The 20,537-nt window shown below is 71.6% G+C and carries 22 protein-coding genes and 1 riboswitch; of the genes, 12 read left to right on the top strand and 10 right to left on the bottom strand.

Annotated features, from left to right (window positions below; translation table 11 throughout):
- The first annotated feature begins 76 nt into the window (after positions 1–76).
- Together OG509_RS11555 and OG509_RS11550 are read left to right on the top strand one after the other, a co-directional pair.
- The gene (locus OG509_RS11555; RefSeq protein WP_406182236.1) at positions 77–1,075 is read left to right on the top strand and encodes a 2-hydroxyacid dehydrogenase; all 999 of its coding nucleotides are present in this window, start codon (positions 77–79) and stop codon (positions 1,073–1,075) included.
- Positions 1,076–1,144: 69 nt separating this feature from the next.
- Positions 1,145–1,444, top strand: coding sequence for a hypothetical protein (locus OG509_RS11550; protein WP_406182235.1), 300 nt, complete (start codon positions 1,145–1,147; stop codon positions 1,442–1,444).
- Between the two features lie 23 nt (positions 1,445–1,467).
- On the opposite strand, the gene OG509_RS11545 is transcribed toward OG509_RS11550, so the two are convergent.
- Positions 1,468–3,432, bottom strand: coding sequence for an anthranilate synthase family protein (locus OG509_RS11545; protein WP_406182233.1), 1,965 nt, complete (start codon positions 3,430–3,432; stop codon positions 1,468–1,470).
- A 290-nt stretch (positions 3,433–3,722) separates the two neighbouring features.
- Here OG509_RS11545 and OG509_RS11540 point away from each other — a divergent pair, with 290 nt between their 5' ends.
- Both OG509_RS11540 and OG509_RS11535 read left to right on the top strand, forming a co-directional pair.
- On the top strand, positions 3,723–5,087 hold the full coding sequence (locus OG509_RS11540) for a class II 3-deoxy-7-phosphoheptulonate synthase (RefSeq protein ID WP_384706323.1): 1,365 nt from the start codon (positions 3,723–3,725) through the stop codon (positions 5,085–5,087).
- A gap of 185 nt (positions 5,088–5,272) precedes the next feature.
- On the top strand, positions 5,273–5,512 hold the full coding sequence (locus OG509_RS11535) for a bacterioferritin-associated ferredoxin (RefSeq protein WP_030863597.1): 240 nt from the start codon (positions 5,273–5,275) through the stop codon (positions 5,510–5,512).
- A gap of 39 nt (positions 5,513–5,551) precedes the next feature.
- On the opposite strand, the gene bfr is transcribed toward OG509_RS11535, so the two are convergent.
- Positions 5,552–6,031, bottom strand: a complete 480-nt coding sequence (gene bfr / locus OG509_RS11530; protein ID WP_030156056.1) for a bacterioferritin — start codon at positions 6,029–6,031, stop codon at positions 5,552–5,554.
- A 201-nt stretch (positions 6,032–6,232) separates the two neighbouring features.
- On the opposite strand from bfr, the gene OG509_RS11525 reads away from it, so the two are divergent.
- Positions 6,233–6,865, top strand: coding sequence for a sulfite oxidase-like oxidoreductase (locus OG509_RS11525; RefSeq protein WP_406182230.1), 633 nt, complete (start codon positions 6,233–6,235; stop codon positions 6,863–6,865).
- Between the two features lie 22 nt (positions 6,866–6,887).
- Here the strand turns inward: OG509_RS11525 and OG509_RS11520 are convergent, their stop codons facing one another.
- From OG509_RS11520 to OG509_RS11500, 5 genes are all read right to left on the bottom strand, one after another.
- Positions 6,888–7,328, bottom strand: a complete 441-nt coding sequence (locus OG509_RS11520; protein ID WP_406182229.1) for a DUF4396 domain-containing protein — start codon at positions 7,326–7,328, stop codon at positions 6,888–6,890.
- Positions 7,328–8,215 carry a deoxyribonuclease IV gene (locus OG509_RS11515; RefSeq protein ID WP_406182227.1) on the bottom strand — a complete coding sequence of 296 codons (888 nt, stop codon included), beginning with the start codon at positions 8,213–8,215 and terminating at the stop codon, positions 7,328–7,330. The genes OG509_RS11520 and OG509_RS11515 overlap by 1 nt, the downstream gene beginning before the upstream one ends.
- 4 nt (positions 8,216–8,219) lie before the next feature.
- The gene (gene pknB, locus OG509_RS11510; protein WP_406182226.1) at positions 8,220–10,154 is read right to left on the bottom strand and encodes a Stk1 family PASTA domain-containing Ser/Thr kinase; all 1,935 of its coding nucleotides are present in this window, start codon (positions 10,152–10,154) and stop codon (positions 8,220–8,222) included.
- 606 nt (positions 10,155–10,760) lie between these two features.
- The gene (locus OG509_RS11505; protein ID WP_406182224.1) at positions 10,761–11,342 is read right to left on the bottom strand and encodes an HD family hydrolase; all 582 of its coding nucleotides are present in this window, start codon (positions 11,340–11,342) and stop codon (positions 10,761–10,763) included.
- Positions 11,343–11,361: 19 nt separating this feature from the next.
- A complete protein-coding gene (locus OG509_RS11500) occupies positions 11,362–12,429 on the bottom strand; it encodes a helix-turn-helix domain-containing protein (RefSeq protein ID WP_406182222.1) in 1,068 nt (355 codons plus the stop codon).
- 237 nt (positions 12,430–12,666) lie between these two features.
- Here OG509_RS11500 and OG509_RS11495 point away from each other — a divergent pair, with 237 nt between their 5' ends.
- Positions 12,667–12,867 (top strand): hypothetical protein, encoded by a 201-nt coding sequence (locus tag OG509_RS11495; protein ID WP_406182220.1) that lies wholly within the window; start codon positions 12,667–12,669, stop codon positions 12,865–12,867.
- The gene (locus tag OG509_RS11490) at positions 12,860–13,117 is read left to right on the top strand and encodes a hypothetical protein (RefSeq protein WP_406182218.1); all 258 of its coding nucleotides are present in this window, start codon (positions 12,860–12,862) and stop codon (positions 13,115–13,117) included. Before OG509_RS11495 ends, OG509_RS11490 begins: the two co-directional genes overlap by 8 nt.
- Before the next feature lie 407 nt (positions 13,118–13,524).
- On the opposite strand, the gene OG509_RS11485 is transcribed toward OG509_RS11490, so the two are convergent.
- The 3 genes from OG509_RS11485 to thiO form a co-directional block, all read right to left on the bottom strand.
- Positions 13,525–14,319, bottom strand: a complete 795-nt coding sequence (locus tag OG509_RS11485; RefSeq protein ID WP_406182217.1) for a thiazole synthase — start codon at positions 14,317–14,319, stop codon at positions 13,525–13,527.
- 5 nt (positions 14,320–14,324) lie between these two features.
- Positions 14,325–14,525, bottom strand: a complete 201-nt coding sequence (gene thiS / locus OG509_RS11480; RefSeq protein WP_385581783.1) for a sulfur carrier protein ThiS — start codon at positions 14,523–14,525, stop codon at positions 14,325–14,327.
- On the bottom strand, positions 14,522–15,784 hold the full coding sequence (thiO, locus tag OG509_RS11475; protein ID WP_406182214.1) for a glycine oxidase ThiO: 1,263 nt from the start codon (positions 15,782–15,784) through the stop codon (positions 14,522–14,524). The genes thiS and thiO overlap by 4 nt, the downstream gene beginning before the upstream one ends.
- Positions 15,782–15,894, bottom strand: a riboswitch (TPP riboswitch). (Overlaps the previous gene by 3 nt.)
- A 104-nt stretch (positions 15,895–15,998) precedes the next feature.
- Here thiO and OG509_RS11470 point away from each other — a divergent pair.
- The 5 genes from OG509_RS11470 to OG509_RS11450 all read left to right on the top strand — a co-directional run bounded on the left by OG509_RS11470 (position 15,999) and on the right by OG509_RS11450 (position 20,530).
- A complete protein-coding gene (locus OG509_RS11470) occupies positions 15,999–17,219 on the top strand; it encodes an NAD(P)/FAD-dependent oxidoreductase (protein WP_406182212.1) in 1,221 nt (406 codons plus the stop codon).
- A 114-nt stretch (positions 17,220–17,333) separates the two neighbouring features.
- Complete coding sequence (locus tag OG509_RS11465) at positions 17,334–17,699, top strand: Rv2175c family DNA-binding protein (protein ID WP_030156038.1); 366 nt, start codon at positions 17,334–17,336, stop codon at positions 17,697–17,699.
- Between the two features lie 135 nt (positions 17,700–17,834).
- A complete protein-coding gene (thiE, locus tag OG509_RS11460; protein WP_406182210.1) occupies positions 17,835–18,497 on the top strand; it encodes a thiamine phosphate synthase in 663 nt (220 codons plus the stop codon).
- A gap of 92 nt (positions 18,498–18,589) precedes the next feature.
- Positions 18,590–19,507 (top strand): methylenetetrahydrofolate reductase [NAD(P)H], encoded by a 918-nt coding sequence (gene metF, locus OG509_RS11455; protein ID WP_385581772.1) that lies wholly within the window; start codon positions 18,590–18,592, stop codon positions 19,505–19,507.
- A 51-nt stretch (positions 19,508–19,558) separates the two neighbouring features.
- A complete protein-coding gene (locus OG509_RS11450; protein ID WP_406182209.1) occupies positions 19,559–20,530 on the top strand; it encodes a hypothetical protein in 972 nt (323 codons plus the stop codon).
- The last annotated feature ends 7 nt before the right edge of the window (positions 20,531–20,537 follow it).

Below are 20,537 nucleotides of genomic sequence, written 5' to 3'. Positions count from 1 at the left end.
GGCTGTGGGTCGTATCGGACGTAAGGTGACGAAACGACCCATGGTCCGTTTGGTTTTGCACAGCACGGGAGCGAACGTGGAAATCCTGGCATTCGGGGTGCAGGGCGACGAGAGGCCGCTGATCGAGAGGGCGTTCGCGGCCGCCGGACCGCACGAGGTGCGCTGCCTGGACGTCTTCCTCACCGAGGACACCGCCCCCATCGCGGCCGGGTACGAGGTCGTCTCGTCGAGCGTGAACGCGGACCTGAGCGGGCGGGTGCTGCGGACCCTGGCCGGGGGCGGGACGAAGATGATCGCCCAGCGGTCGACGGGCTTCAACAACATCGACCTGGGTGTCGCCCGGCAGCTCGGCATGACGGTGAGCCGGGTGTCGTACTACTCCCCGTACTCCGTGGCCGAGTTCGCGTGGACCCTGGCGATGGCGGTGAACCGGCGGATCGTCCGGGCCTCGAACCGGACGCGGGACTTCGACTTCCGGTTGAGCGGGCTGATGGGCCGCGACATGCGCGGCCGTACGGTGGGGGTGCTCGGGACCGGCAAGATCGGCGAGGCCTTCACGCGGATCGCGCACGGGTTCGGCATGAACCTGCTGGGCTGGGACGTCGCGGAGAACCCGGCGTGCGTGGAGCTGGGCATGAAGTACGTCGACAAGGAGGAGCTGCTCACGTCGGCGGACCTGGTCAGCCTGCACGTACCGCTGCTGGAGTCGACGCACCACCTCCTCGACGCGGCGGCGCTGCGGATGATGAAGGACGACGCGATCCTGGTGAACTCCAGCCGGGGCGGGCTGATCGACACGGATGCGCTGGTGTCGGAGCTGCGGGCGGGGCGGTTCGAGGGGGTGGGGCTGGACGTGTACGAGGCGGAGGCCGGGCTCTTCTTCCTGGACAAGTCCCTGGAGGCCGTCGCGGACGACACCATGGCGCGGCTGATCACGTTCCCGAACGTCGTGGTGACCTCGCACCAGGCGTACTACACGCACGATGCGGTGGGGCAGATCATCGATACGACGGTCCGCAACGTCGCCGACTACCTGGCCGGGCGGAGGTCGGAGAACACGCTGGTACCCGAGTGACGCGAGTTCGCCCCGAGTTCAGGCCGGGGCCATGCGCGCGGCGCGGGCACATGGCCTAGATTCGCCCCCGTGGACATACCTTCCGCGGGCCGCTGGATCCTCCTCGCCTTCGCCGCGATACAGCTCGTGCACGCCGTACGGGCCCTGCGGCCCGCGCTCCGTTCCCGGCCGGGGGAGCGGGTGCACCCGTGGCTGGAGTTCGCGGATCCGGCCGCCGGCGTACCGGTGGCGCTGGCGCTGGCCTTCGGGAACCTCACGGCGTTCCTCGTCGCCATGGCGGTGCTCGGCCCGATCCTGGCCGCCCGGCTGGTACGGAGCGTCGCCGCCCGCCGCAAGAACCCGACTCCGGCATCCCGCTGCGCGGAGTAGCCCCCGCGCAGCGGGCCCCGGCTCTACGCCGGGGCGGCGGCGCGCAGGCCCGCCAGCAGCTCGTGCAGCAGCTGCGAGCCGCCCAGGGTGAGGATGGACTCCGGGTGGAACTGGACTCCCGCGAAGGCGGGGGCCCGCAGGGCGTGGACCTCGGCCGTTGCCGGGTCGCGGGAGACCTCCACGCCCTCGGCGGCCAGCCGGCCGGCCGCCTCGTCGGGGCAGTGCGCCGTGTACGTGTTGTAGAAGCCCACCACCTCCTGCCTGCCGAAGAAGTCGATCCGGGTCTGCGCCCCCTGCGCCGGCTCCGCCTTGCGGATCAGCGGCAGGCCCAGTTCGGCCGCCAGCAGCTCGTGGCCCAGGCAGACGCCGAGCAGGCCGTGCCGGTGTCCCGCGAGCAGTTCGCCGGCCAGTGCGCGCAGCATCCGCATCTTCGGGTCGGTGGTGTCCGCCGGGTTCCCCGGCCCCGGGCCCATGACGATCGGGCCGGCCCACGACAGGGCCGCCTCCCGCAGCCCGGGATCGTCGTAGCGGCGTACGGTCACCTCCAGCCCCGTCACCCGCAGCACGTGCGCCAGCATCGCCGTGAAGGTGTCCTCGCCGTCCACCACCAGGGCGTGGCCGGTCACGGCCGCCGGCCGCTCCTGCATCCGCAGCCAGAACGGGGCCAGGTCCCCCCGCCGGGCCGCCAGCGCCGCCTGGACCCGCGGGTCCTCCCCGAGCCGTGCCCCCTCGAAGGCCGCCCGCGGCGCCGCCGGGCGGACCCCGAGCGCCGCCAGCACCCCCGCCGCCTTCGCGTGCGTCTCCGCGACCTCGCCCGCCGGGTCCGAGTGCCGCACCAGCGTCGCCCCCACCGGCACCCGCAGCGCGCCGTCCGCCGCGATGTCCGCGGTGCGGATCAGGATCGGCGAGTCCAGCGTCTGGGAGCCCGAGGCGTCCACGCCCAGCAGGGCCAGCGCACCCGCGTAGTAGCCGCGCCCGCCCGCCTCGTACCGCTCGATCACCCGGCAGGCGTTCTGCACCGGCGATCCCGTCACCGTCGCCGCGAACATCGTCTCGCGCAGCACCTCCCGTACGTCCAGCGAGGACCGGCCGCGCAGCTCGTACTCGGTGTGCGCGAGGTGCGCCATCTCCTTCAGCCGCGGCCCGACGACGACCCCGCCCCGGTCGCCGACCGTGCACATCATCTTGAGCTCCTCGTCCACGACCATGGACAGCTCCTCGGTCTCCTTGCGGTCGCCGAGGAAGGCGAGGAGGGACTCGGCGGTCGGGCCCCCGGCCGGATAGCGGTACGTCCCGCTGATCGGGTTCATCACCACCGTGCCGCCGGACATCCGTACGTGTACCTCCGGGCTGGCCCCGACCAGCGTGCGCCCACCCGTCGCCCGCCCCCGCCCTTCCAAGGAAGCCCCTTCGGGGTCTTTCTCATTTCCGGTGTGGACGACGTACGTCCAGTACGCGCCCCGCTCGCCCACCAGCAGCCGCCGGAACAGTGCGAGCGCGTCGGCCCGCCCGAAGCCCTCGATCCGGCCCTCGTACGTGCGCCGGATGACGAAGTTCGCCCCCTCGCCGCGGCCGATCTCGTCCCGGATCACGCGCTCGACGGTGGCCGCGTACTCCTCGTCGGGCACGTCGAAGCCGCCGTCCTCCACCCGCACCGGGTGGTCCGGCAGCGCGGCCAGCGCCTGCGCGAGGGGGATCTCGTACGCCTCCTCGGCGGTCAGTACGGTCAGCGGCGTGCCGTCGTCGCGTACGTCGAACCCGCGCTCGCGGATCTGCCGGAACGGCACGAGGGCGAGGGTGGGCAGCTCCCGTACGGGCAGCTCGGCGAGGCGCCCGGCCTCGTGCACCGGGCCGATCAGCAGCTCGACGGTGTCGTGGTCGCGGCCGGGGGCCCGGCGGCGCAGCAGGGCGAACGGCGGGCAGGACCCGTCGTCGAGCAGGCGGCGGAGCGGGTCGGGCGTGCTGCTGCTGGTGCTGCTGGGTTGCATGGGGTGGCGTCCTTCTCCGTGAAGAGGGGTGAAGGAGGAGCGGCCGGGCCCGGAAAACACCGAAGGCCGCCCCTCGGGCGGCCTTCGCGTCGTGCGTGTCAGTGGGTACGCGCGAGAAGTGGGCCGCCGGGAGCGGGCCACCACCAGTTCTGGTTCGAGTGCGCGTACATGCCGCCGACGATAGCCCACCCGCGAGCCCGCCTGCGAGCCCCCACGCGTCCCACGCGTCCGCAGAGACACCCGTCTCACGGAGTGGGCGCCGGGCTGGACGTGGCGCAAGACGCCGTAATGTGTACGAGGTGACCGTGAACGCTGAAACCCAAGCCCCCGCCGCCAAGGCGACCTGGCGAGACCTTCCCGCGGCGCAGCAGCCTTCGTACCCCGATGCCGAGGCACTGCGCGCTGTCGTCGCGGACCTCGAGTCGTATCCTCCGCTCGTTTTCGCGGGCGAGTGCGACCAGCTGCGCGCCCGTCTGGGAGCCGTCGCCAAGGGCGAGGCGTTCCTGCTGCAGGGCGGTGACTGTGCCGAGGCCTTCGACGCCGTGTCCGCCGACCACATCCGCGCCAAGCTGAAGACGCTGCTCCAGATGAGTGCCGTCCTGACGTACGCGGCCTCCGTGCCCGTCGTCAAGGTCGGACGCATCGCCGGCCAGTACTCCAAGCCGCGCTCCAAGGACACCGAGACCCGCGACGGCGTCACCCTGCCGACCTACCGCGGCGACTCCGTCAACGGCTTCGCCTTCACCGAAGAGGCCCGGATCCCGGACCCCGAGCGGCTGAAGCGCATGTACCACGCGTCCGCGTCGACGCTGAACCTGGTGCGCGCCTTCACCACCGGTGGTTACGCCGACCTGCGCCAGGTGCACGCCTGGAACCAGGACTTCGTGAAGTCCTCCCCCTCCGGGCAGCGCTACGAGCAGCTCGCGCGGGAGATCGACAACGCGCTGAACTTCATGAAGGCGTGCGGCACCGACCCGGCCGAGTTCAAGGCCGTCGAGTTCTACGCCTCCCACGAGGCGCTGCTGCTCGACTACGAGGGCGCGCTGACCCGTACGGACTCCCGCACCGGGAAGCTGTACGACACCTCCGGCCACATGGTCTGGGTCGGTGAGCGCACCCGCCAGCTGGACCACGCGCACATCGAGTTCTGCTCGCAGATCGCCAACCCGCTCGGCATCAAGCTCGGCCCGACCACCACCGTGGACGAGGCGCTGACGTACATCGACCGCCTGGACCCCGAGCGCGAGCCGGGCCGGCTGACCTTCGTCGTCCGCATGGGCGCCGACAAGGTCCGCGACAAGCTCCCCGAGCTGGTCGAGAAGGTCACGGCCTCGGGCGCGACCGTCGCCTGGGTCACCGACCCGATGCACGGCAACACCTTCGAGGCGGCCTCCGGCCACAAGACGCGCCGCTTCGACGACGTGCTCGACGAGGTCAAGGGCTTCTTCGAGGTCCACAAGGCCCTGGGCACCCACCCGGGCGGCATCCACGTCGAGCTCACCGGTGACGACGTCACCGAGTGCGTGGGCGGCGGCGACGAGATCTTCGTCGACGACCTGCACCAGCGCTACGAGACGGCCTGCGACCCGCGGCTCAACCGCAGCCAGTCCCTGGACCTGGCCTTCCTCGTCGCCGAGATGTACCGCGACCAGTAGGCGGACCAGTACGTAGGGCGGATCCCCATGTAGATACGTACGACTGTGGGGCACGGATCGATGTGATCCGTGCCCCACAGTCGTTTCCAGGGGTTTTAGGTAAGCCTCGCTTTAGGTACGGTTAGGTAAGCCTCACCGAATACGGGATGGCTGTAGAGACCATTCCTGTCAGGGAGGTGAACCGCGTGTACGTCTGCTCTTGCTTCGGGATCACCGACAAGCAGGTCAAGGACCACGCGGCCGCCGGGGCCTGCACCCCTCGCCAGATCGCCTCGGTCACCAAGGCCGGCACCGACTGCGGATCCTGCGTACGCACCATCCAGGGCATCCTGGGCCGCGGGGCCTGCCCGCGCCGGGAGCTGCTGGAGAAGGGCAACGCGGCCGCCGTGCTGGCCGCCGACCCGGAGCTCGCGGAAGCCGCGTAGGGCCCGGGCACGGGGGCTCGGCCGGGGTTCGGCCGCGGCTCAGCTCTCCGGCTGCTCGATCTGCTGCGCGATGTAGAGCGGCTCCCCGATGCTCTCGATGAGCTCCAGCTGGGTGTCGAGGTAGTCGATGTGGTGCTCCTCGTCCGCCAGGATGTCCTCGAAGAGCCGCGCCGAGGTCACGTCGCCCTTGCCGCGCATCACCTCGATCCCGCGCTTGAGGCGGTCGATGGCCTCGACCTCGACCTGCCGGTCCGCCTGGAACATCTCCGTCAGGGTCTGGCCGACCCGCACGTGGAAGAGCCGCTGGTAGTTCGGCAGCCCGTCCAGCATCAGGATGCGCTCGGTGATCTTGTCCGCGTGCTTCATCTCGTCGATGGACTCGGCACGGGTGTAGTGCGCGAGCTTCGTCCAACCCTTGTTGTCCTGGATCCGGTAGTGGAGCCAGTACTGGTTGATCGCCGTGAGCTCGCCGGTCAACTGCTCGTTCAGAAACTCGAGGACCTCGGGGTCGCCCTGCATCGCAGAGGCTCCTTCCAGGCAATGTCAGCTACGTGACGGGGCTGGGGTACCGCCCCAGCCGTGACTGGGGGAGTGCGCGCATCCTTGCACCGCCGCAGGGGGCCGTCCAGTAAGTGCCTCCTTAGTGTGAGTTGGCGTGACTTGCCCGTATAGGGGCATACCTGGTCGTGACCACCCTGCCGCGTCTGTCACCATGGAGGCATGGGTCAGCCGGAAAGCCGGGAATCTCCGGGAGCAGAGCAACTGGAGCTTCCTCCGGGGCAGCGGCTGCAGCGCGGCTGGCCGGTCACCCACTACGGCCCGGTCCCCAAGTTCAAGCCGGACCGCTGGGAGTTCCGCGTCTTCGGGGCCACCGCCGACGGTGAGAAGCACTGCTGGAACCACGAGGAGTTCACGGCCCTGCCGTTCGAATCAGTCGTGGCGGACCTGCACTGCGTGACGAAGTTCAGCATGCCGGGCGCCGAGTGGGGCGGGGTCCTCGCCCGCGACATACTCGCCCTGGCGCCGCCGTCGCCGCAGGTCACGCATGTGATGGTGTGGGCCGAGTACGGCTTCAGCTCCAATCTGCGGCTGGCCGACTTCGCCACCGACCGGACCGTCTTCGCCACCCACGAGGGCGGCGAACTGCTCACCGCCGAACACGGTTTCCCGGTACGGCTCGTGGTGCCGCACCTGTACGCGTGGAAGGGCCCGAAGTGGGTCCGCGGCATCGAGTACATGACCGCCGACCGCCGCGGCTTCTGGGAGGAGCGCGGCTACCACAACATCGGCGACCCATGGCGAGAGCAGCGCTACTCGTACCAGGAGGAGCCGGGGGACGGCCCCGAGATCTAGGCCCTGCCGTCCGGCGGGCCCGTCAGTGGTACTGGTGGACGACCGCGTGGCCCTTGCCGCGGCCGATCAGCCACTTGTTGACCGGGGTCGTCACGACGAAGGCGAGCGCGAGCGAGATCGCCAGCGCGATCCAGAACAGCGCTTCCGAGAGGCGCGCGTCCATCGCTCCCGGCCAGAGCGCGATCACACCGTTGTCGATCAGCTCCATCACGGCGATCGAAAGGGTGTCCGCCGCCAGCGCCACCCGGACGGCCGTACGCAGGTCCACGCCCGCGGCGAGGATCCCGCGCAGGGTGAGCGCGTAGCCGAAGAAGAACGCCAGGACGATCGCCAGGATCATCGTCGGAACGTTCCCCCAGCCCATTGCCGTGCCGATGACCATGCCGAGCACCTCGCCGACGGCGCATCCGGTGAGGCAGTGGAGGGTGGCCTTGGCGGCCGTGGCCCAGCTCGCCCTGTCCATCAGTGAAGCTCGCGCAGTTCCTTCAGCAGGGCCACGTCCGCCGCGTGGCCCTCCTTCCCGCCCGGCGTTTCGGTGATCAGCGGGACACCCTCCATCGCGGGGTGCGCGAACAGCTCGGCGAAGGCGTCCCGGCCGATGTGGCCCTGCCCGATGTTGGCGTGGCGGTCCTTGTGGGAGCCCACGCCCTCCTTCGAGTCGTTCGCGTGGATCAGCTTCAGCCGCCCCTCGCCCACCGTCTCCACCAGCAGGTCCAGCGTCTGCTTCGTCCCGCCCGGCTCCGCCAGATCGTGCCCGGCGGCGAAGACGTGGCAGGTGTCCAGGCAGATCCCGAGCTTCGGGTGGTGGTCGAGCGCCTCGAAGTACGGACCGAAGTCCCAGGTCCGCGAGCACAGCGAGAAGCCCTGCCCGGCCGTGGACTCCAGCAGCAGGAACGGGTCGTCGTCGTGCGTGAGCTCGTCCAGCAGCGGCAGCATGTGCTCCCTGACCTGCGCGTACGCCGCCTCGCGCGGGCGCCCTCCGGTCGCCGAGCCGGTGTGCACGACGACCCCGAGCGCGCCGATCTCCCGGCCGCGGCGCAGCGAGTGCCGCAGCGACTCCACCGACTTCTCGACGGTCGCCTCGGTGTGCGAGCCGAAGTTGATCAGGTACGGGGCGTGGACGTACGCCGGGATCGATTCCTGCGCGCACTGGCTGCGGAACAGCTCGTCCTGCGCCGGGTTCCCCACCGGAGTGGCCCAGCCGCGCGGATTGGCGACGAAGACCTGGACGGCCTCGGCGCCCATCTCCCGCGCGTACGTCAGCCCCACCGAGGCGAGCCCGCCGGCGACGGGGACGTGCCCGCCCACGGGATTGCGCGTTTCCCGACCCTGACCCTGACCCTGACCCATACCGCTACAGCCCCTTGGTCCGCAGGACGATCGTGCTGCCCTCGGGGGCGCTCTGGCCGCCCTGCACCGACTGGGCGTCCACCGTGTTGCTGAAGGAGATGAGCGGACGCTCCACCTTCACCTTGAAACCGGCCGCTTCCAGCGTCCTGCGGGCCACGTCCGCCTCCTGGCCGACCATGTTCGGCACCACGATCTGGCGGGGGCCCTTGGACACGGTGAGCGTCACCGTGTCACCGGTCGCGGCCTGGGCGCCGGCGCCGATCGACTGGTTGGCGACCGTACCGGCCGGGAACGGCGAATTGACCTGCTCGGCGGCGGTCTCCACCTTGAGACCGAGGTCCTGGAGGGCGGCCCGCGCCTGGTCCAGGGGTCGTCCGACCACGCTCGCCACCTGCACCGGCCGGCCCTTGCTGACCACGAGCGCGACCGCCGTGTCGGTCGACCGCTTCTGCCCGCCCTTCGGGTCCGTGGAGATCACCGAACCCTGGGCGATGTCCTGGCTGAACGCCTGCGTGACCATGCCGGGCGCCAGACCGCTCTTGGTCAGCTCGGCCTTCGCGTCCTCCAGCGGCCTGCCCGTCACGTCCGGTACGACGACGACCTCCGGGCCGCGCGAGATCGTCAGCACCACCGCGCCGTTGCCGCGGATGCGCTTGCCGCTCTCGGGGTCGGAGTTCATCACCGTCCCGCGGTCGAAGCTGTCGCTGAACTTGCGGTCGACCCGCTTCACGCCGAGGCCGGCCGCGGACAGGTCGGACTTGGCCTGCGCCTCGGTCTTCCCGAGCAGATTGGGGACCTTGGTGAACTGGCCCGAGCTGATGTACCAGACCCCGGTGCCGATGCCGAGCGCGAGCAGCACGCCGACGATGACGAGCAGCGTGCCGCGGCGCGGTCTGCGCGAGGCGGGTGTCCGGGTCGGGGAGTGGGAGTGGGAGCGGCCCGGCGCGGCCTCCGAGCGGTCCGGGAGCTCCAGCCGGGACGTCTGCTGTACGGGCGGCTGCGCCGCGAGGGGCCGCGGGATCACGCTGGTGCGGTCCTCGGTGGGGCTCCGGTCCTCGGCACGCGCCTGCGGCGGCACCGCGTCCAGCTCGGCGTCGCCGAGCAGCGCGCGGGCGTCGAGCACCAGCCCGAGCAGTCCGGCGGCGTCGGTGGGCCGCAGCTCCGGATCGCGGGCGGTGGCGTACGTGACGAGCTGGTCCAGGATGGCGGGCAGCCCCGGGACGGCGGCCGACGGGGCCGGCACGTCCTCGTGGAGGTGCTGGTAGAGCACCTGGGCGGGGGTGCCGCCGGTGTGCGGCTTGGAGCCGGTGAGCATCTCGTACAGGACGACACCGCAGGCGTAGACGTCCACGCGGGTGTCGGTGACGCCGTTCTCGATCTGCTCGGGGGCGAGGTAGGAGACGGTGCCGAGGACGGCGCCGGTCGTGCTGGTGACGGTGTCGACGCTGCGGACCAGGCCGAAGTCCGCGACCTTGACCCGGCCGTCGTCGCCGATCAGGACGTTCTCGGGCTTCATGTCGCGGTGCACGAACCCGGCGCGGTGGGCGGCACCCAGGGCGGCGAGGACCGGCTCCAGGATGTCGAGGGCCGCGCGGGGCTGGAGCGCGCCGCGCTCGCGCAGCACGTCGCGCAGGGTGCAGCCGGAGACGTACTCCATGGCGAGGTACGTGTACGGCCCGTCGGTGCCCTGGTCGAAGACGGCGACGACGTTGGGGTGCGCGAGGCGGGCGACGGACTTGGCCTCCCGGATGAAACGGTCGACGAAGCCGGCGTCGGCGGCGAGCGCCGGGTGCATCACCTTGAGGGCGAGTACGCGGTCGAGGCGGGTGTCGACGGCCCGGTAGACCGTCGCCATGCCGCCGGCCGCGATGCGGGCGTCGACGCGGTAGCGGCCGTCGAGCGTCTGGCCGACGAGCGGGTCATCCAGGGTCGTATCCACCCGGCGATTCTACGAGCCGGCGAGTTTGGGCCGTCCAGGGTGTCCACGCTTGCAGCGCAGCCGTGACATGGACGGGACGTACGAGGCTCACGGCGCGGGCCCGCCACCTCCCCCTCGGCCCCCCCGGGGCGGGTCGGGGGCTGCCCACCCGCCCCCTTGTCCGCGGACCGGTGGGCCGGTGAGCCGCACCCTCCTGGACCGGATCAGAGAGGGTTCGGGGGCTTCGGCAGTCCCATCGTCCTTCCGGTTCGTGCCGGCCCGTCAAGGGCGCTCCTTCGTCGCGTCGCTACGCGATGGCCTTCGGCCACCCTTGACAGACCGTCCCGCCCCGGAAAGACAAGGACTGCCGGGAAACCCCCAAAGGGACGGTCAGGGGCCAGGAGCGACAGGAGCGAGCACCTCAGGGAAGCGACGACCTCTCTGCGGGCCGGCTGACCCTGCATCCGGCCCCTGCGCCTGCAATGCAGGCCGACGGCGACGGCACCCGCATGAAACGGCGACCAGACCGTCCTGCGGAGCACCGAAGCGCAACAGACCACTACGCGCTTCGCCCGGCCAAGCGCCCGCAGGCCGTCCGGGGTCGGGCACAAGCCGCTCCCGGCGCCGTCAGCGGGGGAGGAAGGTCTGGCGCCAGGCCAGGGACGACATGGTCAGTGCCGCCTCCGCCAGGGACTTCGCCGAGGTGGTCTTCAGGGCGCTGAGGCTGGAGTCGATCCAGTTCTGCACGTTCATGTTGCCCTGTTCGCGGTACTCGACGGCTTGGATGAGGCATTCGAGCTTGTCGGCGTCGTGGGCGATGACCACCTCGGGGTCGGTGCCGTTCTCGTAGTCCGCCACGACGGCCTGGATGCCGGCCGCGACGGCCGGGTGGGCGCTCGCGAGCTGGTCTGCGGTGATCTCCTCGTTCGAGGCGGCCTTGAGGTAGCGGCGGCCGATGTGCGGGATGTCGCCGATGCGGGTCTCCTGGGTGTCGTGCATGACGCACATGAGCGTCACCCTGGCGGCGTCGGCGCCCTCCATCATGGCGAGTACGGCCCCGATGGCGGCGACACGGAAGCTGTGCTCCGCGATGCTCTCCGGGTCCCTGACCCCGGTGTGCCACCACCCTGACCGGCGTTCGCGCTTCAGCACGCCAAGCTCGAACAGGAAGCCCGCGGTGCCCTCGACGTTGGCCGTCTCGTCTGCCATGTGGTGCCCTCCGAGTTGGTCAGTCGTACTCGGCTAGACGGTAGTGCACAGTGCTCAGCTCACGCCTGGATCTTTCCGACAGGGCACTTCCATCGAGGAGTTCAGTGGTTCGCTGCGCCAGGGTCCGCAACGAGCCGCCTGCCGCCAGCGGGAGCCACCTGTGCGTCTCCAACAGGGCCCATACGGTGTGCGCGTACAAATCGACGAACCCGGGTGCCTGGTGGATGCCGTCCACCAGGCCACGCAGCAGCGTGACCGGGTCCCAACCCTTCATGCTCCGGTCACGCATAAAGTCGTCATTGGCCTCAGGCCGCTGTATCGCACCGAGCCAAAGCGCCCAGTAGTTGAGGTTGGCGATTTCGCCGTCGTCGCTGTCCACCATCGAGCGCTCGATGAAATCCCACAACAGCTGGGGGTCGCCGAGGCGCGCCAGGGCCGTGGCAGTGGACCGGGCCTCAGCCCAAAACGGGGTCCAACCTCGTCCTGCCATACCCCCACGCCGAGCGTGGAGCGTATGCGCGGTCCACGACGCCGCGTCGGGCCCGTGGTCGTAGGAGGTGAGGTAGAGAGCCTGCCGATGGAGGAGCGAGCTCCCGGCCCCAAGGCGCCCCGCGACCTCGGCTGTTTCGCGCAGGTGCGCGAAAAGCATGGCCCGTTCCGCCGGGCTCAGCCGCGGAGCCGCGGCGACGGGACCGTGACGTGCCGGCACGGGTCGGTGGCGGAGGACCGGTGGTGGGGATCCGTTGACCGCCCACGCGATCATGTGCGCGGTGTCCCGGGTGTGTACCCATTCGCAGAGAGGATGCGGCACCCCAGGGCGGGGCGGAGCCAGCGCCGCCCCGATGACCCGGTCGGCGTCCATCGCGGCATCCAGGAGCACGACAATGTCCGGGTCCGCGCCGAGCCCGGGCAAGCGGCGGCGCAGACCGAGCAGATCCGCCCCTCGCATGTTCGAGATCGGCCGTCGACCAGCTTCCCAGCCCTGGTAGGTCGCGACGCTAACGCCGAGCAGTTCGGCCATTTCCTCCTGCGAGCGCGGGATGCTTTCCCGCGAGGTGCGGAGCACGAAGCCTGCGATGAGCCCCATGCCCTGTGTCCGGGCTGTCGCCCATGGCCTTCCCCGCTCGCGTCCGACATCGAATCTCGCACTCGTACTCACAGTGAGTGTTGCGACAACTACACCGGCCGTAGGTTCTGCTCGTCAACGCCTCCGGGGCCCATTTCCCACCGACGACTGAAGGCACGCAATAGCTCGCGCAGAGGCCCTGAACAGGTAATTCGTGCTGCCCGGATACGGGCCCCACCCGATTCATGGAGGGCTTCCATGACAATGATCAGGTTTGGACCGGCCGCGAGTCAGGTCGCCGTCCGCCGGTCAGCTGCGCTCGCTGACAGCCAGTGCACCCGAAGTCTGGTCGGCGCACCGGGGACCAATGTCTACGGGGTCAGTGCGGAGTTGCTGGACCGGGCGCTTGCCGGCTGGGAACGTTTTGTCGACTCCTTCGAGGAGTCGACCGATGACTGAGCAGTACGAATACGTGCGGCATCGGCTCCTGGGCCGTCGCGTGCGTGACATCGCGTCCGGAACCGATGGCGAGCTGATGGCCGTGATCAACGAGAACGTCTCGGACAGCGGCGCCGAGCGATGGATGCAGCTCGCCTACATCCGGGACGCGACCGGCCTCGAATTCACCACGGCAGTCCGCAACATCGTGCCCGCCGAGTACGTCGAAGGCCTGGAGGGCTGTCTTGACCGACGGTGGCCGCCGAGTTAGCTCACGCGCATCCGAGGAGGCACTGGCAATCGACCCCGGACGGCCTGCGGGCGCTTGGCCGGGCGAAGCGCGTAGTGGTCTGTTGCGCTTCGGTGCTCCGCAGGACGGTCTGGTCGCCGTTTCATGCGGGTGCCGTCGCCGTCGGCCTGCATTGCAGGCGCAGGGGCCGGATGCAGGGTCAGCCGGCCCGCAGAGAGGTCGTCGCTTCCCTGAGGTGCTCGCTCCTGTCGCTCCTGGCCCCCGAACCCTCTCTGATCCGGTCCAGGAGGGTGCGGCTCACCGGCTCACCGGCTCACCGGCCCACCGGTCCGCGGACAAGGGGGCGGGTGGGCAGCCCCCGACCCGCCCCGGGGGGGGCCGAGGGGGAGGTGGCGGGCCCGCGCCGTGAGCCTCGTACCCCCGCCCGCTCAGAACGCCGGGCGTTCCGGGTCCAGGGTGGCTCGGCCTTCGGTCGGGGACGAGGGCTCCGCGAAGCGGCGCTGGGGGATGCGGCCGGCCCGGTACGCCAGGCGGCCCGCCGAGACGGCGTCCCGCATGGCCGCCGCCATCAGGACCGGCGCCTGCGCCCGGGTCACCGCCGAGGCCAGCATCACCGCCGCGCAGCCCAGCTCCATGGCCAGCGCCACGTCCGAGGCCGTGCCCGCCCCCGCGTCCAGGATCACCGGGACCCCGGCCCGCTCCGCGATCAGCTCGAAGTTGTGCGGGTTCCGGATGCCCATCCCCGAGCCGATCGGGGACCCCAGCGGCATGATCGCCGCGCAGCCCACGTCCTCCAGCTTGCGCGCCAGCACCGGGTCGTCGTTCGTGTAAGGCAGGACCGTGAAGCCCTCGTCCACCAGCGTCTCCGCCGCGTCCAGCAGCTCCACCCCGTCCGGCAGCAGGGTCCGCTCGTCGGCCACGACCTCCAGCTTGATCCAGTCCGTGCCCAGCGCCTCCCGCGCGAGGCGCGCCGTCAGCACCGCCTCGCCCGCCGTGAAGCACCCCGCGGTGTTCGGCAGCACCGCGATGCCCAGCCGGGTCAGCACCGACAGCACCGAGCCCTGGACCGTCGGGTCCAGCCGCCGCATCGCCACCGTCGTGAGCTCCGTGCCGGACGCGATCAGCGCCCGTTCCAGCACGTCCAGGCTGGGCGCTCCGCCCGTCCCCATGATCAGACGGGACGAGAAGGTCCGGCCGCCCAGTACGAAAGCGTCGTCCGCCATCGCGCTCAGCCTCCCTGTACCGCGGTGAGGACCTCGACCCGGTCGCCCTCGCCGACCGGCGTGAGCGCCCACTGCCCGCGCGGGACGACGGTCTCGTTCAGTGCGGCCGCGACGCCGGAGGGCGCCGCGGTCAGGGTGGCGACCACCGCGTCGAGCGTGGTGCCGGCCGCGATCTCGCGCGGCTCGCCGTTGACGGAGATGGTCATGCGTACGACTCCTGACGTGCGGCGGAGAACCGGCGCGGGGTGAACGGTCGGGCGATCTCCGGCAGCGTGCCGGTGGTCAGCAGCTCCGCCATCACGTCGCCGGTGAGCGGGGTCAGCAGCACCCCGTTGCGGTAGTGCCCGGTGGCCAGGTGCAGGCCGGGCAGGTCGGTCGGGCCCAGCAGCGGGGCGTTGTCCGGGGAGCCGGGCCGCAGTCCGGCCCGGGTCTCGGTCAGCGGCAGCTCGGTGATGCCGGGCACCAACTCATGGGCATCGCGCAGGAGTTCGTACACCCCGCCCGCGGTGACCGTGGTGTCCCAGCCGAGTTCCTCGCTGGTGGCCCCGATGACGAGCTCGCCGTTCTCGCGCGGCACCAGGTAGACGTGGCTGCCGCGGACCACCGCCCGTACCGTCCGCGACAGGAACGGCGCGTACGCCGCCGGCACCGCGAGCCGCAGCACCTGCCCCTTCACCGGCCGTACGGGAGGCAGCACCTGCGCCGGTACGCCGGCCAGCCGGCCGCTGAGCGAGCCCGCGGCCAGCACCACCTGGTCGGCGCGCAGCTCCGTACCGTCGTCGAGCCGTGCGCCGACGGCCCGGTCGGCGGCGGTCAGCAGCCGCTCCGCGGCCGCCCGGCGGATCTCCACGCCGGAGCCCTCGCAGGCGGCCAGCAGCGCGGCCGCCAGCCGGCGCGGATCGACCTGGTGGTCGCCGTCCACGCGCAGCCCGCCCCGCACGCCGGGAGCCAGCATCGGCTCCAGGCGGCGGCACTCGCGGCCGGTGAGCCACTCGGACTCCAGGCCGCAGCGGCGCTGGAGGGCGTGCAGTTCGCGCAGGTGCAGCCGGTCGTCGGAGTCGAGGGCCACGGCGAGGGTGCCGCAGGCGCGGTAGCCGATGTCCATCCCGCCGCTGGCCTCGGCCAGCTCGGCGGTGAACTCGGGGTAGCGGGCGGCCGAGGCGACGTTGAGGCCCAGCAGGGTCTCCTCGCCGTAGTGCAGCTCCGTGACGGCGGCGAGCATGCCGGCCGCGACCTGTGCGGCGCCGCCGCCGGGCACCGGATCGGCGAGCACGGTCCGCAGCCCGCGCCGCGCCGCCCGCCAGGCGGTGACGAGGCCGATGATCCCGCCCCCGATGACGAGGACGTCGGATCCCGTGGATCCCGTGGATCCCGTGGATCCCGTGGATTCCGAGGCCCCTGTGGACCTCGTGGACCCTGTGGACCCTGGGGATCCCGCTTCGGATCCCTTCCGAGATGAGTGCATGGGCGTCCAGCCCCTCCCTTCGCCGGCATGACCCGGATCAGGTTCGTACGGTCGGAGGCCGCTCAGCCTCCCTCTCAGCCCGGTCCGCCCGGACTCCCGCGATAGGTACGGGCGCCAGCCTAACCCCGGCGCCGGGGGCGGGTAAGGCTGCCTCCCCGGCCGCCGCGCCGGGCCGCTGTTCCTGACGAAACGTCAGATCGCTAGGCTGGGCGGTGTGAGCGAGCAGACGGAACAGACTCAGAGCGGCGTCGTCATCGTCGGCGCCGGAATGGCCGGGGTGCAGACCGCGGTCGCGCTGCGGGAGCAGGGGTGGCGCGGTCCCGTGACCCTGCTGGGCGCCGAGCCCCACCAGCCCTACGACCGGCCGCCGCTGTCGAAGGCGGTGCTGCTCGGCAAGGCCGAGGACTCCGCGTTCGACGTGGACTTCGAGGGGCTCGACATCGTGCTCCGGCTCGGGGTGGAGGTCACCGGGCTGCGGGCCGCCGAGCGCGAGCTGGACACCGAGGCGGGGCCGGTCCCGTACGAGGTGCTCGTCCTGGCGACCGGCGCCGAACCGCTGACCCTGCCCGGGTCCGAGGGCGTCCCCGGCGTGCACCTGCTGCGCACCCTGGACGACGCGGCCCGGCTGCGCCCGGTGCTGGCCCGGACCCCGGCGACCGTGGTGGTCGGGGCGGGCTGGATCGGAGCCGAGTTCGCCACCGCGGCGCGCACGGCGGGCTGCGCGGTGACGGTGGTCGAGGCGGCGGACCGGGTGCTGGCCGGGGCGCTGCCCGCGGAGGTCGCGGCCCCCATGGCCCACTGGTACGAGGAGGCCGGGGCCACCCTGCTGACCGGCGCCAAGGTCTCCTCGGTGGAGTCCGGGCGGGTCCTGCTCGCGGACGGGCGGGAGCTGCCCGCGGGCGCGGTGGTCGTGGGCATCGGAGCCCGCCCGGCGACCAGGTGGCTGGCGGACTCGGGGGTCGAGCTCGGGCCGGACGGCGCGGTCGCGGCGGACGAGTACCTGCGTACCTCCCTGCCCGGGGTGTACGCGGTCGGCGACTGCGCGTCGTTCCCCTCGGCCCGCTACGGGGCGCGGCTGCTGGTGCACCACTGGGACAACGCCCTGCAGGGGCCGCGGGTGGTCGCGGCGAACATCGTGGTGGGGACCGAGGCACAGGTCTACGACCCGGTGCCGTACTTCTGGTCGGAGCAGTTCGGGCGCTTCGTGCAGTACGCGGGGCACCACGCGGACGCCGACGAGCTGCTGTGGCGCGGGGATCCCGCCGAGGCGTCGTGGTCGGTGTGCTGGCTGCGGGGCGGTGCGCTGGCCGCGGTCCTGGCGGTGGGCCGGCCGCGGGACCTGGCGCAGGGGCGGAAGCTGATCGAGACGGGGGCCCCGGTGGATCCGGCCAAGGTCGCCGATTCCGCGGTCCCGCTGAAATCGGCGCTGGTCTAGCCCGGTGCGAGCCCGGTGCGAGCCCGGTACGGAGCCGGGTGCGGAGGGGGTGCGGGGACCCGGACGGGTCGGCTCGGGTACCGGGTGTCGGTCCGAGGTGGCAGGCTTGTGCCCGTGACCGAGATTGACGCAAAGATCGATGCCCTTGTCCCCGCCTGGCTGTACGTCCCCGACATCGCCGAGATGCTCGACATCGAAGTGACCCGGGTCCGCCAGCTGGTCAAGGAAGGTCAGCTGATCGCCGTACGCCGGGGCGAGAACCGTTCGCTCCAGGTGCCCGCCCCCTTCATCGACGGCGACAAGATCGTCAAGGGCCTGGTCGGCCTGCTGACCGTGCTCCGCGACGACGGCTTCTCCGACGAGGAGATCCTGGAGTGGCTGTTCACCCCGGACCCGACCCTGCCCGGCACCCCCGTCCAGGCGCTGAGCGAGAATCGCGGCACGGAGGTGAAGCGCCGCGCTCAGGCGCTCGCCCTCTGAGCCGAGCGGCCCGAGCACCGGAGCACCCGAGCGACCGGAGCACCCGGGCGGCCCGGGTGATCCGAGCCGCCTGATCCATCCGCGGTGCGCGGGCCCCGGACGGCCCGTGCACCGCATCCACCCCGGGGGGTACCCATGTCCGCGAACGTGTCCGAGAGCGCCCAGCTGTCCGACGCCCGGCTCTACCTGTGCACGGACGCCCGCAAGCGGCAGGGGGACCTCCCCGAGTTCCTCGACGCGGTCCTGGCCGGAGGCGTGGACATCGTCCAGCTCCGGGACAAGGGCATGGAGGCCGGCGAGGAGCTCGAACTCCTCCAGGTGTTCGCCGACGCCGCGCGCCGGCACGGCCGGCTCCTCGCGGTGAACGACCGGGCCGACGTCGCCCACGCCATCGGCTCCGACGTACTGCACCTGGGCCAGGGCGACATCCCGGTGCCCGCCGCCCGCGCGATCCTCGGCGAGTCCGTCCTGATCGGCCGGTCCTGCCACGCCGAGTCCGAGGTCGACGCCGCCGTCGTCGAGCCGGGCGTGGACTACTTCTGCACCGGCCCCTGCTGGCCCACCCCCACCAAGCCCGGCCGGTACGCCCCCGGCCTCGACCTCGTCCGGTACACGGCCTCGCTGGCCCCCGCCCGCCCCTGGTTCGCCATCGGCGGCATCGACGCCGGCAACCTCGACGAGGTCCTCGACGCCGGAGCCACCCGCATCGTGGTCGTCCGCGCGCTGACCGAGGCCTCCGACCCGGGCGCGGCCGCCGCCGACCTGGCCAAGCGGGTCCGCGAGCGCGTTTCCGCCTAAGTCTTCTCGGGGCGCCCGTGCAGGTGTCCAAAAACGTGTCCAAAAGGCGGACACGGCTTCGGGGTCCGCGTAGGCGCGTCTAACCTGCCCGTATGGCCCTTGGTACCGCTTCCACCCGTACGGACCGTGCACGCACGGTCCGCGACCTGCTGGCGTCCGGGAGCCCGTCGTACTCCTTCGAGTTCTGGGCCCCCAAGACGGAGAAGGGCGAGCGCAACCTCTGGAACGCGCTGCGCCGGATCGAGGCGGTGGGCCCGAGCTTCGTCTCCGTGACCTACGGGGCCGGCGGCTCCACCCGCGGCGGCACCGTCAAGGCCACCCAGGAGATCGCCGCCGACACCACCCTGACCCCCGTCGCGCACCTCACCGCGGTCGACCACTCCATCGCCGAGCTGCGCCACGTGATCGGTCAGTTCGCGGACGCCGGCATCCGCAACATGCTGGCCCTGCGCGGCGACCCGCCGGGCGACCCCATGGGTCCCTGGGTCGCGCACCCCGAGGGCGTCCACTACGCCGCCGACCTGGTCCGGCTGGTCAAGGAGTCCGGCGATTTCTGCGTGGGCGTCGCGGCCTTCCCCGACATGCACCCGCGCTCGGAGGACTGGGACACGGACATCCGTCACTTCGTGGACAAGTGCCGCGCCGGCGCCGACTATGCGATCACCCAGATGTTCTTCGATCCGGAGAATTATCTGAGGCTGCGCGACAGCGCCCAGAAGGCGGGCTGCGAGACCCCGATCATCCCCGAGGTCATGCCTGTTGTGGGCATCAAGCAGCTCGACCGGCTGCCACAACTCAGCAACGCAGTCTTCCCCGCAGCCGTGAAAGAGCGCATGCTCGCCGTCAAGGACGATGCAGCCGCTGTACGCTCCATTGGGATCGAGTTCGCCACGGAGTTCTGCGCGCGGCTGCTGTCCGAGGGTGTCCCGGGGCTGCACTTCATCACGCTGAACAATTCCACGGCGACTCTCGAGATCTACGAGAACCTGGGCCTGCACCAGCGGGCCTGATCGGCCGGCCCCCGATTCCTGGGCGGTTGGCCGTACCGAGAGGTGCCACGCATGGGAATGACGGTCCTCTACATCGCGTTCGGTTTCGTCGCGCTGTGGCTGCTTGCCGAGGTCCTGATGCAGTACAAGGCCCGGCTGCGCTGGCGGTTGCTCGCGTTCGCCGGGTTCCTCGGTGTGGTCGCCGGGGTGGTGCTGCCGTCGGTGCCGGTCATCGGCATCGGTGCGGCCGCGTTCGCCGTGGGCCAGACCCTGGTGACGCTCTCCTTCCGCAAGGGCTTCGAGGCAGGCTGGGCGCTGCGCCGCGGCGGCGAGCCCGTACGGAAGCAGAACCGGCGCCGCCGGGCGGGCGGTGCGCGCCCCGAGCCGGCGCTCCAGGTGACCGCGCTGGAGTACGGGCCCGACGGGACGGCGCCGGACTCCGAAGGGGCGGACCGGACCGACGCACCCGACCAGGCGCGGCCGGAGCCGCAGTTCCACGCCGCGACCGAGGATTTCTACAGCCCGGAGCCGCTGCCCGAGGACACGGGCTCGTACGGGATACAGAGCTTCGCCCCCACCGCCGACGCGGGCCGGACCGCGGCGTTCGCCTCGCCGTTCTCCACGGCCGAGCAGGACGCCCACCAGTACGCGGCCTACTACGACGGGCAGGGCTACGACCCGCAGGGCCAGGGCGGCTACGACTACTCCGCGGGCTATCCGGCGGGCGGCGGCGAACAGCAGGTCTACGCCGCCTACTCGGACCCGTACATCGGCACGGGCGGCGCCGTGATCCCGCAACAGCCGTACGACTACACCCCGTACGCCGACTACTCCGGCGCCGACCCGTACGCGAGCGCGGGCGGGCAGCAGCAGTACGCGATGGACACCCCGCCCGGCGGGGTGTGGGTGCCGCAGCAGCGCTCGACCGAAGGGGCGGCCGCGGGCTACCCCGGGGACGACCAGAGCCAGTACCCGCAGCAGCAGCAGCCGCAGCAGCAGTACCCGTACCAGGGCACCGGCGAGTACGAGCAGTACCGCTACTGAAGTACGA

Source organism: Streptomyces sp. NBC_01006, assembly GCF_045162725.1.
In the GTDB taxonomy this organism is placed as follows: domain Bacteria; phylum Actinomycetota; class Actinomycetes; order Streptomycetales; family Streptomycetaceae; genus Streptomyces.
Note: the sequence above shows the minus strand (reverse complement) of the source record. Positions and strands in the feature narration are given on the sequence as shown.